Annotated in this window: 17 protein-coding genes and 3 pseudogenes; 11 read left to right on the top strand and 9 right to left on the bottom strand. The window is 72.0% G+C overall.

Features of this window, described 5'->3' with window-relative positions:
• Position 1: 1 nt before the first annotated feature.
• Both sigJ and C1J00_RS12000 read left to right on the top strand, forming a co-directional pair.
• Complete coding sequence (gene sigJ, locus C1J00_RS12005) at positions 2 to 952, top strand: RNA polymerase sigma factor SigJ (protein WP_102909030.1); 951 nt, start codon at positions 2 to 4, stop codon at positions 950 to 952.
• Positions 953 to 1,066: 114 nt separating this feature from the next.
• Entirely contained in the window at positions 1,067 to 2,281 is a 1,215-nt protein-coding gene (locus tag C1J00_RS12000) for an NAD(P)/FAD-dependent oxidoreductase (protein ID WP_102909029.1), read from the top strand.
• A gap of 21 nt (positions 2,282 to 2,302) precedes the next feature.
• On the opposite strand, the gene C1J00_RS11995 is transcribed toward C1J00_RS12000, so the two are convergent.
• The 6 genes from C1J00_RS11995 to C1J00_RS11970 form a co-directional block, all read right to left on the bottom strand.
• Positions 2,303 to 3,385 carry an ABC transporter ATP-binding protein gene (locus C1J00_RS11995; RefSeq protein ID WP_102909028.1) on the bottom strand — a complete coding sequence of 361 codons (1,083 nt, stop codon included), beginning with the start codon at positions 3,383 to 3,385 and terminating at the stop codon, positions 2,303 to 2,305.
• Positions 3,382 to 4,236, bottom strand: coding sequence for an ABC transporter permease (locus C1J00_RS11990; RefSeq protein ID WP_102909027.1), 855 nt, complete (start codon positions 4,234 to 4,236; stop codon positions 3,382 to 3,384). Before C1J00_RS11990 ends, C1J00_RS11995 begins: the two co-directional genes overlap by 4 nt.
• Complete coding sequence (gene modA, locus C1J00_RS11985; RefSeq protein ID WP_102909026.1) at positions 4,233 to 5,048, bottom strand: molybdate ABC transporter substrate-binding protein; 816 nt, start codon at positions 5,046 to 5,048, stop codon at positions 4,233 to 4,235. Before modA ends, C1J00_RS11990 begins: the two co-directional genes overlap by 4 nt.
• A gap of 166 nt (positions 5,049 to 5,214) precedes the next feature.
• Positions 5,215 to 6,006, bottom strand: a complete 792-nt coding sequence (locus C1J00_RS11980) for a ribonuclease BN (protein WP_245936314.1) — start codon at positions 6,004 to 6,006, stop codon at positions 5,215 to 5,217.
• Positions 6,007 to 6,158: 152 nt separating this feature from the next.
• On the bottom strand, positions 6,159 to 6,971 hold the full coding sequence (locus C1J00_RS11975; RefSeq protein WP_102909025.1) for a PaaX family transcriptional regulator: 813 nt from the start codon (positions 6,969 to 6,971) through the stop codon (positions 6,159 to 6,161).
• A 15-nt stretch (positions 6,972 to 6,986) separates the two neighbouring features.
• Positions 6,987 to 8,597: an AMP-binding protein gene (locus C1J00_RS11970; RefSeq protein ID WP_102909024.1), complete on the bottom strand. Its 1,611-nt coding sequence runs from the start codon at positions 8,595 to 8,597 to the stop codon at positions 6,987 to 6,989.
• A 127-nt stretch (positions 8,598 to 8,724) separates the two neighbouring features.
• Here C1J00_RS11970 and C1J00_RS11965 point away from each other — a divergent pair, with 127 nt between their 5' ends.
• On the top strand, positions 8,725 to 9,906 hold the full coding sequence (locus C1J00_RS11965) for an acyl-CoA dehydrogenase family protein (RefSeq protein ID WP_102909023.1): 1,182 nt from the start codon (positions 8,725 to 8,727) through the stop codon (positions 9,904 to 9,906).
• Complete coding sequence (locus C1J00_RS11960) at positions 9,903 to 10,301, top strand: RidA family protein (RefSeq protein ID WP_102909022.1); 399 nt, start codon at positions 9,903 to 9,905, stop codon at positions 10,299 to 10,301. The genes C1J00_RS11965 and C1J00_RS11960 overlap by 4 nt, the downstream gene beginning before the upstream one ends.
• A gap of 40 nt (positions 10,302 to 10,341) precedes the next feature.
• Here C1J00_RS11960 and C1J00_RS46670 read toward each other — a convergent pair.
• Positions 10,342 to 10,431 (bottom strand): annotated as a pseudogene (locus C1J00_RS46670) (DUF5999 family protein); the annotation flags it as partial.
• Between the two features lie 186 nt (positions 10,432 to 10,617).
• Between C1J00_RS46670 and C1J00_RS11955 the strand changes: the two are divergent.
• The 3 genes from C1J00_RS11955 to C1J00_RS11945 are packed head-to-tail and all read left to right on the top strand — an operon-like array spanning position 10,618 to position 14,388.
• On the top strand, positions 10,618 to 11,661 hold the full coding sequence (locus C1J00_RS11955; RefSeq protein WP_245936313.1) for a tyrosine-type recombinase/integrase: 1,044 nt from the start codon (positions 10,618 to 10,620) through the stop codon (positions 11,659 to 11,661).
• Positions 11,658 to 13,946, top strand: a complete 2,289-nt coding sequence (locus C1J00_RS11950; RefSeq protein WP_102909020.1) for a tyrosine-type recombinase/integrase — start codon at positions 11,658 to 11,660, stop codon at positions 13,944 to 13,946. The genes C1J00_RS11955 and C1J00_RS11950 overlap by 4 nt, the downstream gene beginning before the upstream one ends.
• On the top strand, positions 13,933 to 14,388 hold the full coding sequence (locus tag C1J00_RS11945; protein ID WP_245936312.1) for a DUF6262 family protein: 456 nt from the start codon (positions 13,933 to 13,935) through the stop codon (positions 14,386 to 14,388). Before C1J00_RS11950 ends, C1J00_RS11945 begins: the two co-directional genes overlap by 14 nt.
• Here C1J00_RS11945 and C1J00_RS11940 read toward each other — a convergent pair.
• Both C1J00_RS11940 and C1J00_RS45215 read right to left on the bottom strand, forming a co-directional pair.
• Complete coding sequence (locus C1J00_RS11940; RefSeq protein ID WP_102909019.1) at positions 14,353 to 14,877, bottom strand: YceI family protein; 525 nt, start codon at positions 14,875 to 14,877, stop codon at positions 14,353 to 14,355. The genes C1J00_RS11945 and C1J00_RS11940 overlap by 36 nt on opposite strands.
• A gap of 277 nt (positions 14,878 to 15,154) precedes the next feature.
• Positions 15,155 to 15,268 (bottom strand): annotated as a pseudogene (locus C1J00_RS45215) (DUF5999 family protein); the annotation flags it as partial.
• 243 nt (positions 15,269 to 15,511) lie between these two features.
• On the opposite strand from C1J00_RS45215, the gene C1J00_RS11935 reads away from it, so the two are divergent.
• The 4 genes and pseudogenes from C1J00_RS11935 to C1J00_RS11920 all read left to right on the top strand — a co-directional run.
• Entirely contained in the window at positions 15,512 to 15,952 is a 441-nt protein-coding gene (locus tag C1J00_RS11935; RefSeq protein WP_102909018.1) for a DUF6299 family protein, read from the top strand.
• Positions 15,953 to 16,065: 113 nt separating this feature from the next.
• Positions 16,066 to 17,655, top strand: a complete 1,590-nt coding sequence (locus C1J00_RS11930; protein WP_102909017.1) for an ABC transporter substrate-binding protein — start codon at positions 16,066 to 16,068, stop codon at positions 17,653 to 17,655.
• A gap of 20 nt (positions 17,656 to 17,675) precedes the next feature.
• Entirely contained in the window at positions 17,676 to 18,644 is a 969-nt protein-coding gene (locus tag C1J00_RS11925; RefSeq protein WP_102909016.1) for an ABC transporter permease, read from the top strand.
• Positions 18,634 to 19,016 (top strand): annotated as a pseudogene (locus tag C1J00_RS11920) (ABC transporter permease); the annotation flags it as partial. The gene C1J00_RS11925 and the pseudogene C1J00_RS11920, both read left to right, overlap by 11 nt.

The following is a 19,016-nucleotide window of genomic DNA, read 5'->3' as shown; positions in this document are numbered from 1 at the left end:
CATGGTCATGACCATGGACGACGTGGACCGGTTCGAAGCCGCCAGGCCGCGCCTGGAGGCCGTCGCCTACCGGCTGCTCGGGTCGGCGAGCGAGGCCGAGGACGCCGTGCAGGAGACGTTCCTGCGCTGGCAGGGCGCCGACACCGACCGCATCGACGTCCCCGAGGCGTGGCTGACGAAGGTGCTCACCAACCTGTGCCTCAACCAGCTCACCTCGGCCCGCGCGCGGCGCGAGACCTACGTCGGCCAGTGGCTGCCCGAGCCGCTGCTCGCCGGGGACCGGATGCTCGGGCCCGCCGACACCGTCGAGCAGCGTGAATCCGTCTCGTACGCGGTGCTCGTCCTGCTGGAGCGGCTCTCCCCGAACGAGCGGGCGGTGTACGTGCTGCGGGAGGCCTTCGACTATCCGCACCGGGAGATCGCGGAGATCCTCGACCTCACCGAGGCCGCCAGCCAGCAGCTCCTGCACCGCGCGAAGAAGCATGTCGCCGAGGGCAGGACCCGCGCCCGCACCGAGATCGACGAGGCAGCCGCGCGGCGGGTCATCGACGAGTTCCTCGCGGCCGCCGCGAGCGGGCGGACCGAGCCGCTCGTGCGGCTGCTCACCCAGGACGCCGTCGCGGTCGGGGACGGCGGCGGGAAGGTTCCGGCCCGCGCCAAGGCGTTCGAGGGCGCCCTCGCGGTCGCCACGTTCATGCGGGGCCTGTTCAAGCCCGGTGCGGCCAAGCGTGCCCTGGTCGGCGGCTCTCCCGGGGTCTACGCCTGGACCGCCAACGGCGACCCCGCCGTCGTGGTGGTCCTCGACGGCCGGGTCATCGGCGTCATGTGCCTGGAGGTCGCCGCCGACGGCATCGTCGCGTTCCGCAGCCAGGTCAACCCCGACAAGCTCGAACGCGCGACCCGGCTGTGGGCCGCCGGAGACCACGGAGACCCCCTGCTCACGGTCTTCTGACACGGCTGCGCGCGATGTGACGTGCCTCACATCGTGTTCCTGTCAGGGAACGGCGGGCCGCCCGGTTCAAGGGGTGAATCCGCTGGAGACAGCCGTCATGACAGGAGCTACGCCATGCAGCACCGCATCGTCGTCCTCGGAGCCGGCTACACCGGAGCCACCGCCGCCGGGCGCCTCGCCAGGCGACTGCACCGCGAGGACGTCGCCATCACTCTCGTCAACGCCGAGCCCGACTTCGTCGAGCGCGTCCGGATGCACCAGCTCGCCATCGGCCAGGACCTCGCGCCCCGCCCGTTCAGCGAGATGTTCGAGGGCACCGGCGTCGCACTGAAGCAGGGAAAGGTCACCGCCCTCGACGTGGACCGCAAGACCGTCACCGTCGCCGCCCCCGGCACGGAGGGCGCCGGGGAGCGGGTGGAGGACCTGGCCTACGACACCCTCGTGTACGCCCTCGGCAGCGGCTGGAACGACCAGGGCGTGCCCGGCACCGCCGAACACGCCCACGAGATCGCCGGGCGGCCCGGAGCGCTCCGGCTGCGCGAACGCCTGGCCGGCCTGGCCGCCGGGGAGCCCGTGGTCGTGGTGGGCGGCGGTCTCACCGGCGTGGAGGCGGCGACCGAGATCGCCGAGGCCCGCCCGGACCTCGACGTCGCCCTCGCCGCCCGCGGCGGCCTCGGCGACTGGCTCTCGGACAAGGGCGCCCGGCATCTGCGCGCGGTCTTCGACCGGCTCGGCATCACCGTCCACGAGCACACCGCCGTCACCGCCGTCGAGGCCGACCGCGTCACCACCGCCGACGGAACGCCCCTCCCGGCCGCGGTCACCGTGTGGACCACGGGTTTCGCCGTCCACCCGATCGCACGGGCCACCACCCTGGACGTCAGCGGCACCGGCCGGATCGTCGTCGACCGGACCATGCGCTCGGTGTCGCACCCGGACGTGTACGCCGTCGGCGACGCGGCCCTCGCGATGGGCCCCGCGGACAAGCCCCTGCGGATGTCGTGCGCCTCGGGCATCCCCACCGCCTGGCAGGCCGCCGACGCCATCGCGGCACGCCTGACCGGCGGGAAGATCCCCAACGTGCCGCTGCGGTACTTCAACCAGTGCATCTCGCTGGGCCGCGGGGACGGCCTGATCCAGTACGTCACCGCCGACGACCGCGCCGTCCGGGCGGCCCTGACCGGCCGGCTCGCCGCGCTGTACAAGGAACTCGTCTGCAAGGGCGCGGCCTGGGGCGTCGCTCACCCGACGGTCCTGCCGGTCCGGCGCCGCCGCGTCGTGCGCGAAGCCGTCGTCCCGGAGGGGGCGCCGGTCAGGGCGGCGGCCTGAGGCACGGGATTGCCGGCCGCCTCAGACCGGGTAGGCGTGGGTCTGCGCCGCCTTCACCGTCGCCCAGACCTCCGCTCCCGGGTGGAGGCCGAGCTCCGCCGCGGCGACCGTCGTGAGGTCGGCCGCGAGGGGGAGTTCACCGGTGAGGTCAGCCCGGATCTGGTCGCCGTGGGTCTCCAGGCCGGCCACCTCGCAGCGCCACAGATTGCGGGCGCTGGAGCCGGAGGGCCGGTCGCGGTGCAGGGTGACCGCGCTGGGCGGGAACGCCACGAAGACGGGGCCGGACAGGACCTCCGTGGTGGTGAGGGGCGGGCCGTCGGCCAGCCGGACGGTGTGGCCGTCGGCCTCGCCCCGGTAGAGGTTCAGACCGACCAGCTGCGCGATGTAGTCCGTACGCGGGTGGCGGGCGATGCCGGCCGGGGTGCCCTCCTGGACGACCCGGCCGTGCTCCACGACCACCAGCCGGTCGGCCAGCACCATCGCGTCGAGCGGATCGTGGGTGACGAGCACGGCGACCGCCTCGAACTCGGCCAGGTGCCGGCGGAGCCCGGCGCGCACCTCCAGACGGGTACGGGCGTCCAGCGCCGCCAGCGGCTCGTCGAGCAGCAGCAGCCGAGGGCGGGTCGCCAGGGCGCGGGCGAGGGCGACGCGCTGGGCCTGGCCGCCGGAGAGCCGGCGCGGCTTGGCGCCGCCGTGCGCCGCGAGGCCCAGGCGCTCCAGCCACTCGGCGGCCCGCGCCCGGGCCTGCGCCTTGGACGCACCCTCGCAGCGAGGGCCGAAGGCGACGTTGTCGAGGGCCGTGAGGTGAGGGAAGAGCAGGTAGTCCTGGAAGACGACACCGACCGGGCGCGCCTCCGGCGGCGTACGGTCCAGGTCGGTGCCGTCCAGCCGCAGATGGCCGCCGGACAGCGGAGTCAGGCCGGCGAGGGCGCGCAGCGCGGTGGTCTTGCCGGCGCCGTTCGGCCCGAGCAGGGCGACGACCTCGCCGGGCGCGACGGTCAGCGCCACGTCGAGCCGGAAGTCGCCGCGGTCGACGACGAGGCGGGCGTCCAGCCCGCCCGTCGCGGTGCCGGCGTACGCGTCCTGCTCGTGGGTCTCGGTCATCCGGCACGCACCCAACGGTCGCGCAACCCCGCCAGCACCGCGATCGACACCGCCAGCAGCACCAGGCTGAGGGCGATCGCGGCCTCCGGGTCGCTCTGCAGGGCCAGATAGACGGCCAGGGGCATGGTCTGGGTGCGGCCGGGGAAGTTGCCGGCGAAGGTGATCGTCGCCCCGAACTCGCCGAGGGCCCGCGCCCAGGCGAGGACCGCGCCCGCCGCGATGCCCGGTGCGATCAGCGGCAGCGTGACCCGCCGGAACGCGGTGAAGCGGGACGCGCCCAGGGTGGCGGCCGCCTCCTCGTAGCGGGGGTCGGCGGCCCGCAGGGTGCCCTCGACGCTGATGACGAGGAACGGCATCGCCACGAACGCCTCAGCGATCACGACCCCGGCGGTGGTGAAGGGCAGCGTGATCCCGAACCACGAGTCCAGCCACTGCCCGACGATGCCGTTGCGGCCGAGCGCCGTCAGCAGCGCCACACCGCCCACGACCGGAGGCAGGACGAGGGGCAGGGTGACGAGGGCGCGGACGAGGCCCCGGCCGGGGAAGTCGACGCGGGCCAGCAGCCAGGCCAGCGGCACGCCGATGACCAGGCACACGGCGGTGGCCGCCGTGGCGCTGAACAGGGACAGCCGGAGGGCCTGCCAGACATCCGCGCTGGTCAGCTGCTCGGGCAGGCTGTGCCACGGGGTCCGCACGAGCAGGGCGGCCAGCGGGACGATCAGGAAGGCCAGGCCGATCAGCGCGGGGAGCAGCAGGGGCAGCGGGACGCCCGCCCGGACGCGCCGGCGCCGCGGACCGCCCCGGAGGACGCCGGCCGCGGCGCGAGTCCCGCCGGTCGGGGAGGACCTCACGGCGTGAGGAACCCGGCCCCGCTCAGGACCTTCCGGCCCTCGGCGGACCGCACCAGCGCGATGAACGCCCTGGCGGCCTCGGCGTTGGGCGCGTCCTTGAGCAGCGCGATGGGGTAGTCGTTGACGGCGTCGGCGGATTCGGGGAACTCCACGCCCTCCACCTTGTCACCCGCCGCGCGCACATCCGTCGCGTAGACAAGGGCGGCGTCGGCCTCCTTCAGCTCGACCTTGGTCAGCGCGGCCTTGACGTCCTGCTCGTAGGAGACGGGGGTGAGGTTCAGCCTGCTCGCGTCCAGGGCCTTCTGCGCTGCGGCGCCGCACGGCACCTCCTTGTCGCAGAGCACCACCTTCAGGTCCGGTGCGGCGAGGTCCCTGAGGGAGGTGACCCTGTGCGGGTTGCCCGGCAGGGTGGCGATCTCCAGCCTGTTGCGGACGAAGGCCGAGGGCGTGCCCGAGGCCGCCCCGGCGGCTGTGACGATCTTCATCGTCCTGGTACTGGCCGAGGCGAAGACGTCCGCCGGGGCGCCGCCGGTGATGCTCGCGGCGAGGGAGTCGCTGCCGCCGAAGCTGAAGGTGACCTCGGTGCCGGGGTGCTCCTTCTCGAACCGCTCGCCCAGCGTCGTGAGGCTCTCCTTCAGCGAGGCCGCGGCGAAGACGGTCACCTCACCGGAGAGCGCGCCCGGCCCCGAGGAGCCCGGTTTCGCCGAGGAGTCCGAGCCGGACGGCGAGCAGGCGCTCAGGGCCAGCAGGGCGGCTGCTCCCACCGCGGCACCCTGGAGCGGGCGGCGGACGCGGCGCACGGTACGGGTCATGACGGGTCTGCTCCCTCGGCCGGGTATCCGCCGATGATAATGCCGCAGATGCCAGGGGAAACACAGCTGTGGGTTCGCATGAGCCGGGGCCGGGCCCCGCAGGGGTGGCATGTGCGTTCCTACGGAAAGGCCGGACGTTCTCACGGAAAGGCCGCCGGGGCGCGGGCTACTCGGCGCGGTCGCGGGGCCCGTGGTGCTCCAGCGCCCAGCGGCCGAGCAGCGCCCCGCCGTAGACGACGTAGCCCACGCCGATGAGCCAGGACTCCACGACGAGGACGACGCCGACCGCTCCGTAGCTGATGGCGTTGTCGACGATGAGGGGGGTGAAGACGAAGTAGGAGAACATCCGCAGGCCGCCCAGCCCCAGCATGGTGGCCACCGCACCCGGGAGCAGAAGGCGCCAGGGGACCTGACCACCCAGCAGGAAGCGCTGCCCCCACCAGAAGAACAGCACCCCGGACGCCGCGCTCAGCGCGATCCGCTCCTGCCCCGAGGCCAGGCTGCGCGTCTGCACCTCCTGGTACAGGTACGCGGTCATCGCGATCATCCACACCGCCTGCCGCCAGACCCGGTGCCACGGGCCCGAGGGAAGGCCCCAGATCCGCTCGTAGCCGTTCTGCACGCTCCCGCCGAAGGCGACGCCGAAGACGGCGAGCGCGACCGCGCCCAGCACACTCGTGGTGCCGATGACCTTGCGCGGCGGGCTGAAGATCTCCGTGAGCACCCGCGCTGACCGCCCGGACAGCCCCATGCCGTCGGCCAGCCACGAGGCGAATCCGCCCCGCGCCAGAGGATCGGCGGCGGCGACCACGATCAGCAGCGGTGCCAGGGTGACCAGCGCGAGCGTGGCGAACCCCATGGCCCGGTGCAGCAGCTCCACCTCGCGGCCCTGACGCACGAGGGTGTGCGCACCGGCCCGATGCCATCCACCGTGCACCGAGCGCCCGAGACGCTTCACGGCAGCCGGTCCGCGCGGGCGCTTGCCGCGCCCGGTGGTGTGGTGACGGTCATCCCTCGGTCCGCCTCCCGCCGCGTGCTCCGCCCACTCACGGACATCGTCGACCGTTCCACAGTGCGGCGGAGGCGGCAATCCGGGCGGCGCCCGCGGGGTCAGAGCCCCACGAACCCCGCCCCCGCGTCCCGCAGCCGCTCGTGCAGCCCCCGGAACACCGCCGCCGAGCGGACCCCCGGCCAGTCCGCGGGAAGCAGCCCCGAAGGCAGGCCCGGGTCGGTGTAGGGGAGGTGGCGCCAGGAGTCCAGGGCGAGGAGGTAGTCCCGGTAGGCCTCCTCGGCCGGGGTGTCCTCGCGCTTCTCCCAGTCGTGCAGCACGCGCGCGTGACGGTCGAGGAACGCCTCGTGCTCCTTGGCGATGGCCGCCAGGTCCCACCACCGGGCGACGGCCTCCGCGGTCGGGGCGAAGCCCAGGTGGTCTCCGCGGAAGAAGTCGACGTACGCGTCGAGCCGCAGCCGCTGGAGCGTGTGCCGGGTCTCCTCGTGCAGCCGTGCGGGCGCGATCCACACGCCCGGGGCGGCCGTGCCGAAACCGAGTCCGGCCAGCCGCGAGCGCAGCACGTGCCGCTTCTGCCGCTCCGACTCCGGCACGGAGAACACCGCGAGCACCCAGCCCTCGTCCTCGGGCGGGGCACAGGCGTAGACGCGGCGGTCGCCGTCGTCGAGCAGCTGACGGGCGTCCGGGGACAGTTCGTAGCCGGCCGCACCCTGGGAGGTGCGGGCCGGCACGAGCAGTCCGCGTCTCTTGAGCCGCGACACCGAGGAGCGGACCGACGGGGCGTCCACGCCGGCCGCGGCCAGCAGCCGGATCAGTTCGGCTACCGGCACGGGGCCCGGCACGAAGCGGCCGTACGCCCCGTAGAGCGTGACGATGAGAGACCGTGGTGCATGCTGGTCGGACACGTTGATCATCTTAGGTCGTACGGATCACTCCTGGTCGCCTCCCGGTACCCCGTGGATGCGCAGTCTGAACCGCTGGAGCTTGCCGGTGGCCGTGCGCGGCAGCGCGTCCAGGAAGACGATCTCGCGCGGGCACTTGTACGGTGCCAGCTCGCTCTTCACGAAGGCGCGCAGCGCCTCGGCGTCCCGCCGCGCACCCTCCTTGAGGACGGCGAAGGCCAGCACGACCTGCCCGCGGGCCTCGTCGGGCCGTCCCACGACCGCCGCCTCCACCACGTCCGGGTGCCGCAGCAGCGCGTCCTCCACCTCGGGGCCGGCGATGTTGTACCCGGCCGAGATGATCATGTCGTCGGCGCGCGCGACGTAGCGGAAGTAGCCGTCGGGGTCGCGGACGTAGGTGTCGCCGGTGACGTTCCAGCCGTCGCGCACATAGTCCCGCTGCCGCGGGTCGGCCAGGTAGCGGCAGCCGACCGGCCCGCGTACGGCGAGCAGCCCCGGTTGTCCGTCGGGTACGGGCCGGCCGTCCGCGTCCTGCACGCGCGCGTGCCAGCCCGGCACGGGAACGCCGGTGGTGCCGGGCCGGATCCGGTCGTCGGCCGCGGAGATGAAGATGTGCAGCAGCTCGGTGGCGCCGATGCCGTTGATGACGCGCAGGCCGGTGCGCTCGTGCCAGGCCTGCCAGGTGGTCGCCGGCAGGTTCTCGCCGGCCGAGACGCAGCGGCGCAGGCAGGAGACGTCGTACCCGTCGAGCTCGTCGAGCAGCGCGCGGTACGCCGCCGGCGCCGTGAACAGCACGGAGACCCGGTGCCGGGCGATGGCGGGCAGCAGCTGCCGGGGCCCCGCCTGTTCGAGCAGCAGCGCACGCGCGCCGGCTCGCAGCGGGAAGATCACCAGCCCGCCGAGTCCGAAGGTGAAGCCCAGGGGAGGGCTGCCGGTGAACACGTCGTCCGCGTGGGGCTTCAGGACGTGCCGGGAGAAGGTGTCGGCGATCGCCAGGACGTCCCGGTGCAGATGCATGCAGCCCTTGGGACGGCCGGTGGTGCCCGAGGTGAACGCGATCAGCGCCACGTCGTCGGCCGCCGTCGCGACGGCCTCGTACGGGGTCGCGGGCGCCGGGCGGTTGAGGAGGTCGTCCGGGGCGTCACCGCCGTAGGCCGTGATGCGCAGGCCGGGGATCTCGGCCTTGGCGAGGTCGTCGACGGCCCGGATGTCGCACAGTGCGTGCCGCACCCGCGCGATCTCGCACATCGTGCTCAGCTCGTGCGGGCGCTGCTGGGCGAGCACCGTGACCGCCACGGCCCCCGCCTTCAGCACCGCCAGCCAGCAGGCCGCGAGCCAGGGGGTGGTGGGGCCGCGCAGCAGGACCCGGTTGCCGGGGACGACACCGAGTTCACCGGTGAGCAGGTGCGCGATGCGGTCCACGCGGGCGCGCAGATCGCCGTACGTCCAGGGCTCGCCGGTGGGCGTGAGGAACGCCGGGCGGTCGTCGGGCGGGCCGTGCAGCAGTTCGGCGGCGCAGTTGAGCCGTTCGGGGTAGTGCAGCTCCGGCAGATCGAAGCGGAGCTCGGGCCATTGGTCCCGGGGTGGCAGATGGTCCCGGGCGAAGGTGTCGACGTGGGCCGTGCCCCGTGGATTCATACGGTTCGCCCCCTTGGCGTGGTGGGCTCGCCCCAGGAGCGTATCGTGTTGGTGACGACAGTCAACGGTCCGCGATAGCCTCGGAGTGGCCCGGCCGGCAGGCGGGGTGGCGGAGAAGGGACCGGCGATGACCGCATTCTCGCTCGAACCGGCACAACTCGCCTGGTGCGCCGAGCTGCGCACCCTGGCCGCGGAACGGCTCCGCCCGCTGGCCGACAAGGGCGAACCGGGGCATGTGAACCGGGCCCTGGTCGCCGAGCTCGGCGGCCTCGGGCTGCTCGGGCGCCTGTTCACCTCGGGTGCCCTCGACCTGTGCCTGATGCGGGAGTCCCTGGCCTACGCCTGCACGGAGGCCGAGACGGCCCTGGCCCTCCAGGGCCTCGGCGCCCACCCGGTCCCCGCGCACGGCACCCCGGAGCAGCGCGCCCGCTGGCTGCCCCGGGTGGCCGACGGCACGGCGATCGCGGCCTTCGCGCTGAGCGAGCCGGGGGCGGGATCGGACGCGGCGGCGCTGGAGCTGCGTGCCAAGCCGGAGGCCCCGCGGGACGACCGGCCACCGGCCGCCCCGGCTCTCGCCGCCGCCCCCGACGGCCCGGCCCGCTGGCGTCTCAACGGCGAGAAGTGCTGGATCTCCAACGCCCCCGAGGCCGACTTCTACACCGTCTTCGCCCGGACCACCCCGGGCGCCGGGGCCCGCGGCGTCACCGCCTTCCTCGTCCCCGCGGACCGCCCGGGCCTGACCGGCCGCGCGCTCGACATGCTCTCGCCGCACCCCATCGGAGCGCTCGACTTCGACGCCGTGCCCGTGACAGCCGACGACGTGCTCGGCGAGGCCGACCGCGGGTTCCGGGTCGCCATGGGGACGCTCAACCTGTTCCGGCCCAGCGTCGGCGCCTTCGCGGTCGGCATGGCCCAGGCCGCCCTCGACGCGACCCTCGCCCACACCGCCGGACGGGACGCCTTCGGGGGCAAACTGCGGGACCTGCAAGCCGTCTCGCACCAGGTCGCCGAGATGGCCCTGCGTACCGAGGCCGCCCGGCTGATGGTCCACGCGGCGGCGTCGGCGTACGACGCGGACTCCCCGGACGTGCCCCGGCGCTCCGCCATGGCGAAACTGCTCGCCACCGAGACCGCGCAGTACGTCGTCGACACAGCCGTCCAGCTGCACGGCGCACGGGCCCTGCAACGTGGTCACCTGCTCGAACATCTCTACCGCGAGGTGCGTGCGCCCCGCGTCTACGAGGGGGCCAGCGAGGTGCAACGCGGCATCATCGCCAAGGAGTTGTACGCCCGTCAGGAGGCCCGGTGAGCACCGAGCGCGTCAACCCGCCCGAGCTGTCTCCGCCGGCCGGCTTCGCCCACGCCGTCGTGGCCCGCGGGTCGCGGGTGGTGTTCCTGGCGGGCCAGACCGCCCTCGACGCCGACGGCAAGGTCGTCGGCCACACCCTGCCCGAGCAGTTCGAAAGGGCCCTCGCAAACCTGCTGGCCGCCCTCGCCGCGTCCGGCGGCGCGCCGTCCGACCTGGCCCGCGTCACCGTCTACGCCACGGATGTCGCGGCGTACCGCACGCACGCGCCCGAACTGGGCCGCCTGTGGCGCGAGTTGGCCGGACGCGACTACCCCGCCATGGCGGTCGTCGAGGTCGTCCGGCTGTGGGACGCGGAGGCGATGGTGGAACTGGACGGCTTCGCGGTCCTGCCGTAGAGCGCCCCGGCCCGCGTGCCGCCCGAGGGCGCCGCTCCGGTCAGGCCGCGACGGCCAGCCCCTCCGCCGCCACCCGGCGCGGCTGCACCACGCGCCCGTCCGGCAGCAGTTCACCGGTGTCGTCGACTATGTCCATCAGCCTTGCGGGTGTCTTTGATGTCCAACTCGCTGCCATGAACGGGCCTTTCGGTGCTACATGGACGGGTTCTGTTCGCCTGTCCATGTCGTTCTGGGGTGTGGTGTGTCGTTCGCAGTGCAGAGGCTGCGGCTGTCTGAGGACGGTCCGGTCTCGTACACCGTGGTGGGGGACGACGGCTTGCCCGTCGATGCCGTGGAGGAATTCCTCGCGTACCTGACGGCGAGGGGCGCGTCGCCGAACACGGTGCAGGGCTACGCGTACGACCTTCGGGACTTCTTCGTCTGGCTGGAGCAGACGGGCCTCGACTACCGGCGCGTGCGCCTGGAGGTCCTGGCCCAGTTCTTCGACTGGCTGCGTCGACCGAAGTCGGCTCGTGCACCGGGGGTGTTCGTGCTGCCCGGTGTTGGCCAGGCGCTGGAGAACACCACGTTGCAGCGGAAGCGCGCCGCGCTCGCGTCGTTCTACCGGTTCCACGCCCGGCGGGACCAGAGTGTGCCCGCGCTGCTGGGGAACTTGCTGGGCAGGCAGCCGACCGGCTCCTACACGCCGATGCTGGCGCACACCCAGCGGGGCAGCGAAGTCGAGTACAGCCCGATCCGCATCCCCGCCCAACGCAAGCCGCCCCGGACGCTGACCGATGACGAGGTCCAGCGGCTGATGAGCGCCTGCAACCGGCGCCGGGACCGGTTCCTGATCGCTCTCCTCGACGACTCGGGGCTGCGGATCAGCGAGGCCCTGGGCCTGCGGCATGCCGACCTGAACCTCCGCAAGGGCGAGGTGCACGTCGTTCCGCGCGAGAACAATGCCAACCGGGCCCGCGTCAAGGGCATGAAGGGCCGGATCGTCCCCGTGAGGCTGGAACTGTTCGACCGCTACGCCGCCTACATGGAGAGCGAGTACGGCACGCTGGACTGCGACTTCGTGTTCGTCAACCTCTTCCGGGAGCCAATCGGCTCTCCGATGACCCGGGTGAACGTCAACGAGCTGGTGGAACGTCTACAGAAGCGGACCGGCATCGCCCACTTCTCGCCGCACGCCTGCCGGCACACCTACGCCACACGGCTGTTGCGGGCCAGGGTTCCGATCGAGGTCGTGGCGGAGCTCCTCGGTCATGCCAGCCACCAGACCACGGCCGAGATCTACAGCCATCTCGATGTCGAGGATCATCGCCGGGTGCTCCTTTCGGCCGGGATCATCAAGGACGGGGCATCGGCTCGGTGAGCTCGCCCCAGACGCGCCGGGGCTCCGCAGGGCTGCTGGCGAAGCTGATGGAGACAGTGCGCCCGGAGTTCCGGGCCGAGGTGTTCTGCCCGCCGCGAGACAGCCCGGTGTTCTTCCCCGGTGAGTGCCGCATCGCTTCGTGTTCGACGACGCTGACCATGGGCCTGCTGAAGTTGTGTCGCACCCACCATCACCGCTGGGTGGCCGCAGGACGCCCGACCGACCTGGACAGCTGGGCCGCGGATGAGGAGGTGCGGCTGCGCCGCCGCCAGCAGGTGCCGGCCTGCCTAGTCTCCGGGTGCAACCGGGCCAGGACCGCCCACGGGCTGTGTCACCGGCACGCCTCGCGGTGGACCCATGCCGGACGGCCACCCCTTGAGGACTGGGTGGCACGAACCCTCTACCAACCGCCGCGCAGACCGTGGGCCGCCGAGCGGAACTGCGAGTTTCCCGGCTGCCCACGCTGGACCGACAGCACCGATGCGCCGCTGTGTCACACGCACCACACCCGGTGGCGCAAGCACGGCCGCCCTGAACTCACCACCTGGTACGACGACCTTGCCCACCGCGGCGACCCGAAGATCCGCCTGAGTCAGCTCGATCCCGCACTCCGCCTGGAGTTCCAGTTCGGGCTGCAACACCGTCTCGACGAGGGACTGCGCTTCACCCCCGCCCGCGACGTGCGCCGCGCGGTCACTTGGGCCTGCCAGGCGCCGGTCGCCAGCCTCCTGGACTGGGACGAGACCCGTTGGTGCGACTATGTCGCACCCGTCGGGCCCGGCGGCAAGCGCCACGGTCACAACGTGGTCGCTTTCCGCTTCATCGCGGACACCCGCTTCGCCCTGGAGCACCTGCTCATCGCCGATGATCCGTGGGCCGACCAGTATCCGCGGGACACCTGGGACCTGCGCCACTTCGCTCTGGCCGAAGGCGAGACGCGCTACCTGCACTTCGGCCGCATAGCCCAGCCCTGGTTGGGCGAGCTGGCCAAACGATGGTGCCGCTGGCGCATCAGCACGAACATCAGCGTCAACACCGTCGCACAAAACCTCCGCTCCCTGACTCACCTCTCGCGACATCTTCCGCCGAACGCCGAGCCGGCCGATCTGACCCGGGCCAGGATCGAGACGTGGATCGCCGCCTTGGCCGTCGACTACCCGGACGTGTTCACTCGCCGGGCGGCGGTCAACTCGCTGGGCCGATTCCTCGCCGACGCCCGCGCTCACGACTGGCAGCCCGGCCTGCCCCGCGACGCCGTCGTCTACAACGACGCCCCGCCTCCGCCGCCGGCCAAACCGCGCTGGATCTCCGAGCACCTGATGCGACAGATGGAGAACCCCACCAGCCTGGCGCTGATCGCCACCGACGATCTCCGGCTCATGGTCCCGCTGCTGATCTCCTGCGGCCTGCGCATGAAGGACGCCCGGCGTCTGCGGTTCGACTGCGTCACCCACGATGACAGCGGCGCCCCCTACCTGACCTGGGTCAACCACAAGATCCACGGACGCATCGCGTTCTTCCCGATCAGCCAAGCCCTCGCCGATGAGATCGCCGCACAGCAAAAGCGTGTCCAGGCCCGCTTCCCTGCCGGAAGCCGCTTCCTGTTCCCCGGCTGGCTGGCCAACCTCAACGGCAGTAAGCCCGTCTCGGACAGCTGGTGCCGCGAGCAGATGGAGAACTGGCTGGAGCAAATCCGCCTCATCGACGAGCACGGCCGCCCCGCCCGGGTGACCTTCCACCAGTTCCGCCACACACTGGGCACCCGGCTCATCAACGCCAACGTCCCGCAGCACATCGTCCAGCAACTGCTCGATCACATGTCGCCGCAGATGACGGCCATCTACGCCCGACTGCACCAGAAGACCCTGCGCGAGCACTGGGAGAAGTCCCTCAAGGTCAACGCCGCAGGCGAACCCGTCGCGCTGCCCGCCGACCACCCGCTCGCCGACGCCACCTGGATGCGGCTGTCCCTGGTCCGCGCCAAGGTCAGCCTCCCCAACGGCTACTGCGGAGCCCCCATCCAGACCGACTGCGAGTACGCCAACCCGTGTCTGGACTGCCGCTTCTTCATCACCACCGGCGACTTCCTCGAACAACACCGACGCCAGCGGGACGAGACCCGCAAGCTCATCGACGACGCCGAGAAGGCCGGGCTGTCGCGCATCGTCGAGAAGAACACCCGCACGCTCGGCAAGCTCGACACCATCATCGACGCCCTGGAACAGACCGGCCCGCAGCAGATCGTGGCCGGCGGGAAGGTGACCGATCTCGATGCCACCGGCTGACAACGCCCGCTTCCTCGTCGAAGCATCCAAGACGCGCAGCAGGCAGGCACGCGAGCGCGCCGAAGAAGCCGTCACGGCAGCGGCCCGCCGCAGCGAACGGCCGACCGTCGTCGGTGTCGCGAACGCGGCCGGCGTCTCCCGATCCTGGCTCTACACGCAGACCGACCTCATCACCGCGATCAGCCAGCTCCAGCAACGAGCCTCAATCCCACACCGCAGCCCCAGGCATGCGGCTAGCGACGCGTCCCTGCAACGCAGGCTGGAGACCGCGCTTGAACGCAGCCGGCACCTTCGCGACCAAGTCGCCGATCTCATCCGGAAGCTGGAGACCGCCCACGGCGAAATCCGCCGCCTGCGCGCACTGTCGGGCAGCTCAGCGGGCGGTGCCAGCAACTCCAGGTTTCCCTCAGCGGTCAGCGACGACTTCCAGGGTGATCTTTAGGTGGCGACCCGTCATGCCCTTGGCTTTCGTGACGCCGAAGGCGTATCTGTCCAACGTGGTGGTGCCGTTGGCTGTGATCCGCCTGTCCTCATAGGCAACGGAAGTGACCCTGACGGAAACCGGCTGCGTTACTCCGCAGACAGTCAACTCCCCTTGCAGTGACGCATCCTGGGCGGAGCTTTCCAGGCGCTGACTCCGGAAGGCGATCTCGGGATGTCGTGCCACGTCCAGGTAGTCGGAGGACCTGACGTGATCGTCGCGCTGTTGATTGCCGGACTCGAAGCTGGCCGCGTCCATCGCGACTTCCACCGACGACTCTTCCGGCGACTCAGCAACGGTGATCCGGCCATGACTGATAGTGAACGTCCCGCGAACCGGGAGCAGCCCGAACATGGCACGCGTGTCGAAACGGACCGTGGATGCCACCGGGTCGATCTCGTAGGTGCCTGCTGCTGGTAAGGACTGCTCAGAAGTGCCGGGTATCGCCATGAGCGCGTAGCCTCCGAGTGCTGAAGATCCTCTTGGAAGGATCAGCCTCTCTCACACTGCGGTGGCTGCACCAGTCCCCTTTCGATCACCGACAGTGAACCCGATGTCGGCCCTCGCTGGAGTCGAGCGAGGGACCACGGTTCATCGCTCTCTCATTGCTCGCTCTCACTAATGACACCAAGCTCGCGCAGACTCTCGCCCAGAGACGCTGAAACGACATGTCCATCTCGCAAATCAGCAGGTCAGGTCGTTACTTGGTGCTGGAGATCGACATAACCTCGAAGACGACCGTCCCGTCGCACAGCAGGCTCCAGCCCTGCTCGGGGCGGGCCGCGACGACGTGCGCGGCGGGGGAGTCGGTCGCGGAGCACAGGGGCTGGTGGGCACACATGGCGCACCTCCACGTCGGTAGGGCCGCCCGAAGGATTCGGATGACTCGTACAGACAGACCATCCTCCCGTGCCGGACTCATCGGAACGGCCCGGCGGGAAGAGTGACACGCCCAGGACATTCCCAGGACGGTTCCACGACGGCCGACGCGGACTCGCCACCGAAGGGGTGAGGGTCACGGGCGCCGGCCCGGAGGGCCGGTACGAGTGGAAGCCGCAATTCCACTCATTTCGGGAGGCTCCCCGTGCGTGTACGTCCCCTTCTCGGCGCGGCGGCCGGTGCCGCGCTGCTCCTGCTCACCGGTGCCGGCGCGGCACCCGCCACCGCGTCGGTCCTCGCCCCGACCGGCAGTGTCACGGTCGACGCGGTGGGCCGAATCGCCGCCGACGGCACCGTCACCCTGTCCGGCACCTACCGCTGCGCGAGCTCCAGCGGCCCCGTCTTGGTCAGCTCATCCGTGCGCCAGGGCCTGTCCACGACCCGTCACGGCATCGGTGGCACCCGGGCCGTGTGCGACGGCGCGGAGCACCGCTGGGTGAACACGGGCCGGACCTTGCCCGGCGCGCTCGTGGCCGGGGCGGCCCACGTCGAGGCCACCGTGATGGAGCTGCGCACCTTCAGCGGCCTGCCGCTGCCCACCTTCCACACCGTCCAGGGGCAGGACATCACCCTGAGCCAGGCCTGAACACCACGGTGAACGGTTCGGCGGGCGACCCGGGTCCGGGACGCCCGCCGATGCTGTTTTAATTGCGATGTCTTTGCAACAGCCTTACGAGAGCAACAAGGGTGTGAGGTCACATGTCGACCCGTCGGATACGAGGGGCCGCCGCCACGGCGGCGCTGGCCGCGGCGGTCACCGCCTGCTCGGCCCCCAGTGGCGGCGGCTCGGGCGACGGCAAGTCCGGCGGGTCCGTCGTGCTCGGGGTGGCCTCCGAGCCGGACACCCTCAGCCCGCTGCTCGGCTACGGCAAGGACGGGAACTCCAAGATCTTCGACGGGCTCCTCGCCCGCGACGCCGAGCTGAAGCTGAAGCCCGCCCTGGCGGCCGGACTGCCCGAGATCACCGACGGCGGCCGCACGTACACCTACACCCTGCGCGACGGAGTCGAGTTCAGCGACGGCGAACCGCTGACGGCCGCCGACGTCGTCTACACATACCGGGCCGCCCTCGACGCGAAGACCAACAACACCTTCAAGAGCGAGCTGGAGGCCGTCAAGGAGGTCAAGGCGAGCGGCGACGACAAGGTCGTCTTCACGCTCAAGTACGCCTACGCCCCCTTCGCCGCCCGCACCGTGCTGCCCATCGTCCCCGAGCACATCGCGGGGAAGCAGGACCCCAACACCGGCTCCTTCAACACGAAGCCGGTCGGCACCGGGCCGTACGTCCTCGCCAGGTGGAGCAAGGGCGAGAAGCTCACCTTCAAGGCCAACCCCCGCTACTGGGGCGGCGAGCCGAAGGTGAAGACCTTCACCATGGCGGTCATCGGCGACGACAACGTGCGCGCCACCCGCCTGCGCTCCGGTGACCTCGACGGCGCGGTCCTCCCGCCCAACCTCGCCGCCACGTTCAAGGGCGACGACGCCAAGCGCACCTACGAGGCCCGGTCCTACGACTTCCGGGCCGTCACACTCCCCACCGCGAACAAGGTCACCGGCGACCGGGCGATCCGCCGGGCCCTCGACGCCGCCGTCGACCGCGAGACCATGGTCGACAAGATCCTCGACGGCGCGGGCCGCCCGGCCTACGGACCGCTGCCCGTCGACGACCCCGCCTTCACCAAGGACATCGAGCGCACCAGGAATCTAGGCAAGGCCCGCAAGATCCTGGACGAGGCCGGCTGGAAGCCCGGCGAGGGCGGCATCCGCTCCAAGGACGGACAGCGGGCGGCCTTCACCCTGCTCTACCCCTCCGGCGACAAGGTCCGCCAGGACCACGCCCTCGCCTACGCCTCCGACGCCAAGAAGGCCGGCATCGAGGTGAAGGCGGAGAGCGCCACGTGGGAGGTCATCGAGCCCCGCATGAAGGACGACGCCGTCCTCGCGGGCTTCGGCAGCACCGGCGACCCCGACTTCGGCCTCTACACGCTGCTGCACTCCTCCCTCGCCGGCGACGGCTTCAACAACATGGCCCGCTACGACAACCCGGCCGTGGACCGCGCCCTCGACAACGGCCGCCGCAGCCAGGACCCGGCCGAGCGCAGGTCGGCCTACGACAAGCTCCAGCGGGCCCTGGTGGAGGACCCCGGCTACACCTTCCTCACCCACATCGACCACCTCTACGTGCTGGCCGACCGCTGGGACGGCCTGAACACCCAGCTGGAGCCGCACGAGCACGGCTTCGCCAGCGGCCCCTGGTGGAACATCGAGGACTGGCAGCCGAAGAAGTGACCCGACTCCCCTGGGGAGCGATGGCACGGCTGGCGGGACGGCGGGCCCTGTTCGCCGTCCCCGTGCTGCTCGTCGTCACCTTCGGCGTGTTCGCCATCGCCGCCGCCTCCCCGTTCGACCCCGTCAAGGCGTACGCCGGCACCGCCGCGCTCGGCGCCGACCAGCAGACCCTGGACCGGCTGCGCGAGAACCTCGGCGTGGACCGGCCCTTCGCCGCCCGCTGGTGGCACTGGCTGACCTCCGCGCTCACCGGCGACCTCGGCCACTCCAGCGTCATGCGGCAGCCGGTCGCCCAGGTCATCGGCGAACGGCTCGTGTGGTCCGCCCTGCTCTGCGCGGTCGCCTTCGCCGCCGCCGTGCTCGTGGGCACGGTCCTCGGCGTACTCGCCGCCCGTCGCCCCGGCTCGCTCGTCGACCGGACCGTCACCTCCCTCGCCTACACCCTGGAAGCGGCACCGGTCTTCTGGATCGCGCTGCTCGCCATCTGGCTGTTCGCCCTCCAGTGGGACGTACTCCCGGCGGGCGGCCTGACCGACACCGGCAGCGAGCAGGTCACGCCCGGCCAGGTCACGAGCCATCTCGCCCTGCCCGCCGGTGTCCTCGCCGTGTCCCAGCTGCCGTGGTTCACCCTGTACGTACGCCAGGGCGTCGGCGACGCCCTGGCGGAGGACCCCGTGCGCGGCGCCCGCGCCCGCGGCCTGAGCGAAGGCACCGTCCTGCTCGGCCACGCCCTGCGCTCCGGGCTCCTTCCGGTGCTCACGCTCATCGGCTCCCGCGTCCCCGAACTCATCACCGGGGCGCTGCTGGTGGAGAGCGTCTTCAGCTGGCCGGGCATCGCCGCGGCCACCGTCGAGGCGGCCACCGCCGTCGACTTCCCGCTGCTCGCCGCCCTGACGACGCTGGCGACCGCGGCGGTGCTCGCCGGGAACCTGCTCGCCGACCTGCTCTACGGACTGTTCGACCCGAGGGTGAAGCTCAGTGACATGTGAGACCCCGGCGCCCGCCGCCGCCCCGGAGCGGACCGAGTGGCGCTCGCACGGACCCAGGCGCCGCTCCACCCGCGCCCTGCGGGTGCGCACCTCCGCCGTGCTGGTGGCCGCGACCGTCCTCGCCGTGCTGCTCGTGCCGCCGCTGGTCCAGCTCGACCAGCAGGCCGTCGACCTCGCCGCCAAGCTGCGACCGCCGTCCTGGACCCACCCGTTCGGCACCGACGACGTCGGCCGCGACCTGCTGCTGCGCTGCGTCTACGGCCTGCGCGTCTCGCTGCTCGTCGGGGTGGCGGCGGCGCTGACCGCGACCGTCGTCGGCACGGCGGTGGGAGCGGCCGCCGCCACCCCGACGAGCAGCGAGACGCGCAGGCC

This window comes from Streptomyces cahuitamycinicus (assembly GCF_002891435.1).
Classification (GTDB): domain Bacteria; phylum Actinomycetota; class Actinomycetes; order Streptomycetales; family Streptomycetaceae; genus Streptomyces; species Streptomyces cahuitamycinicus.
This window is presented reverse-complemented; position numbering and strand designations above follow the sequence as displayed.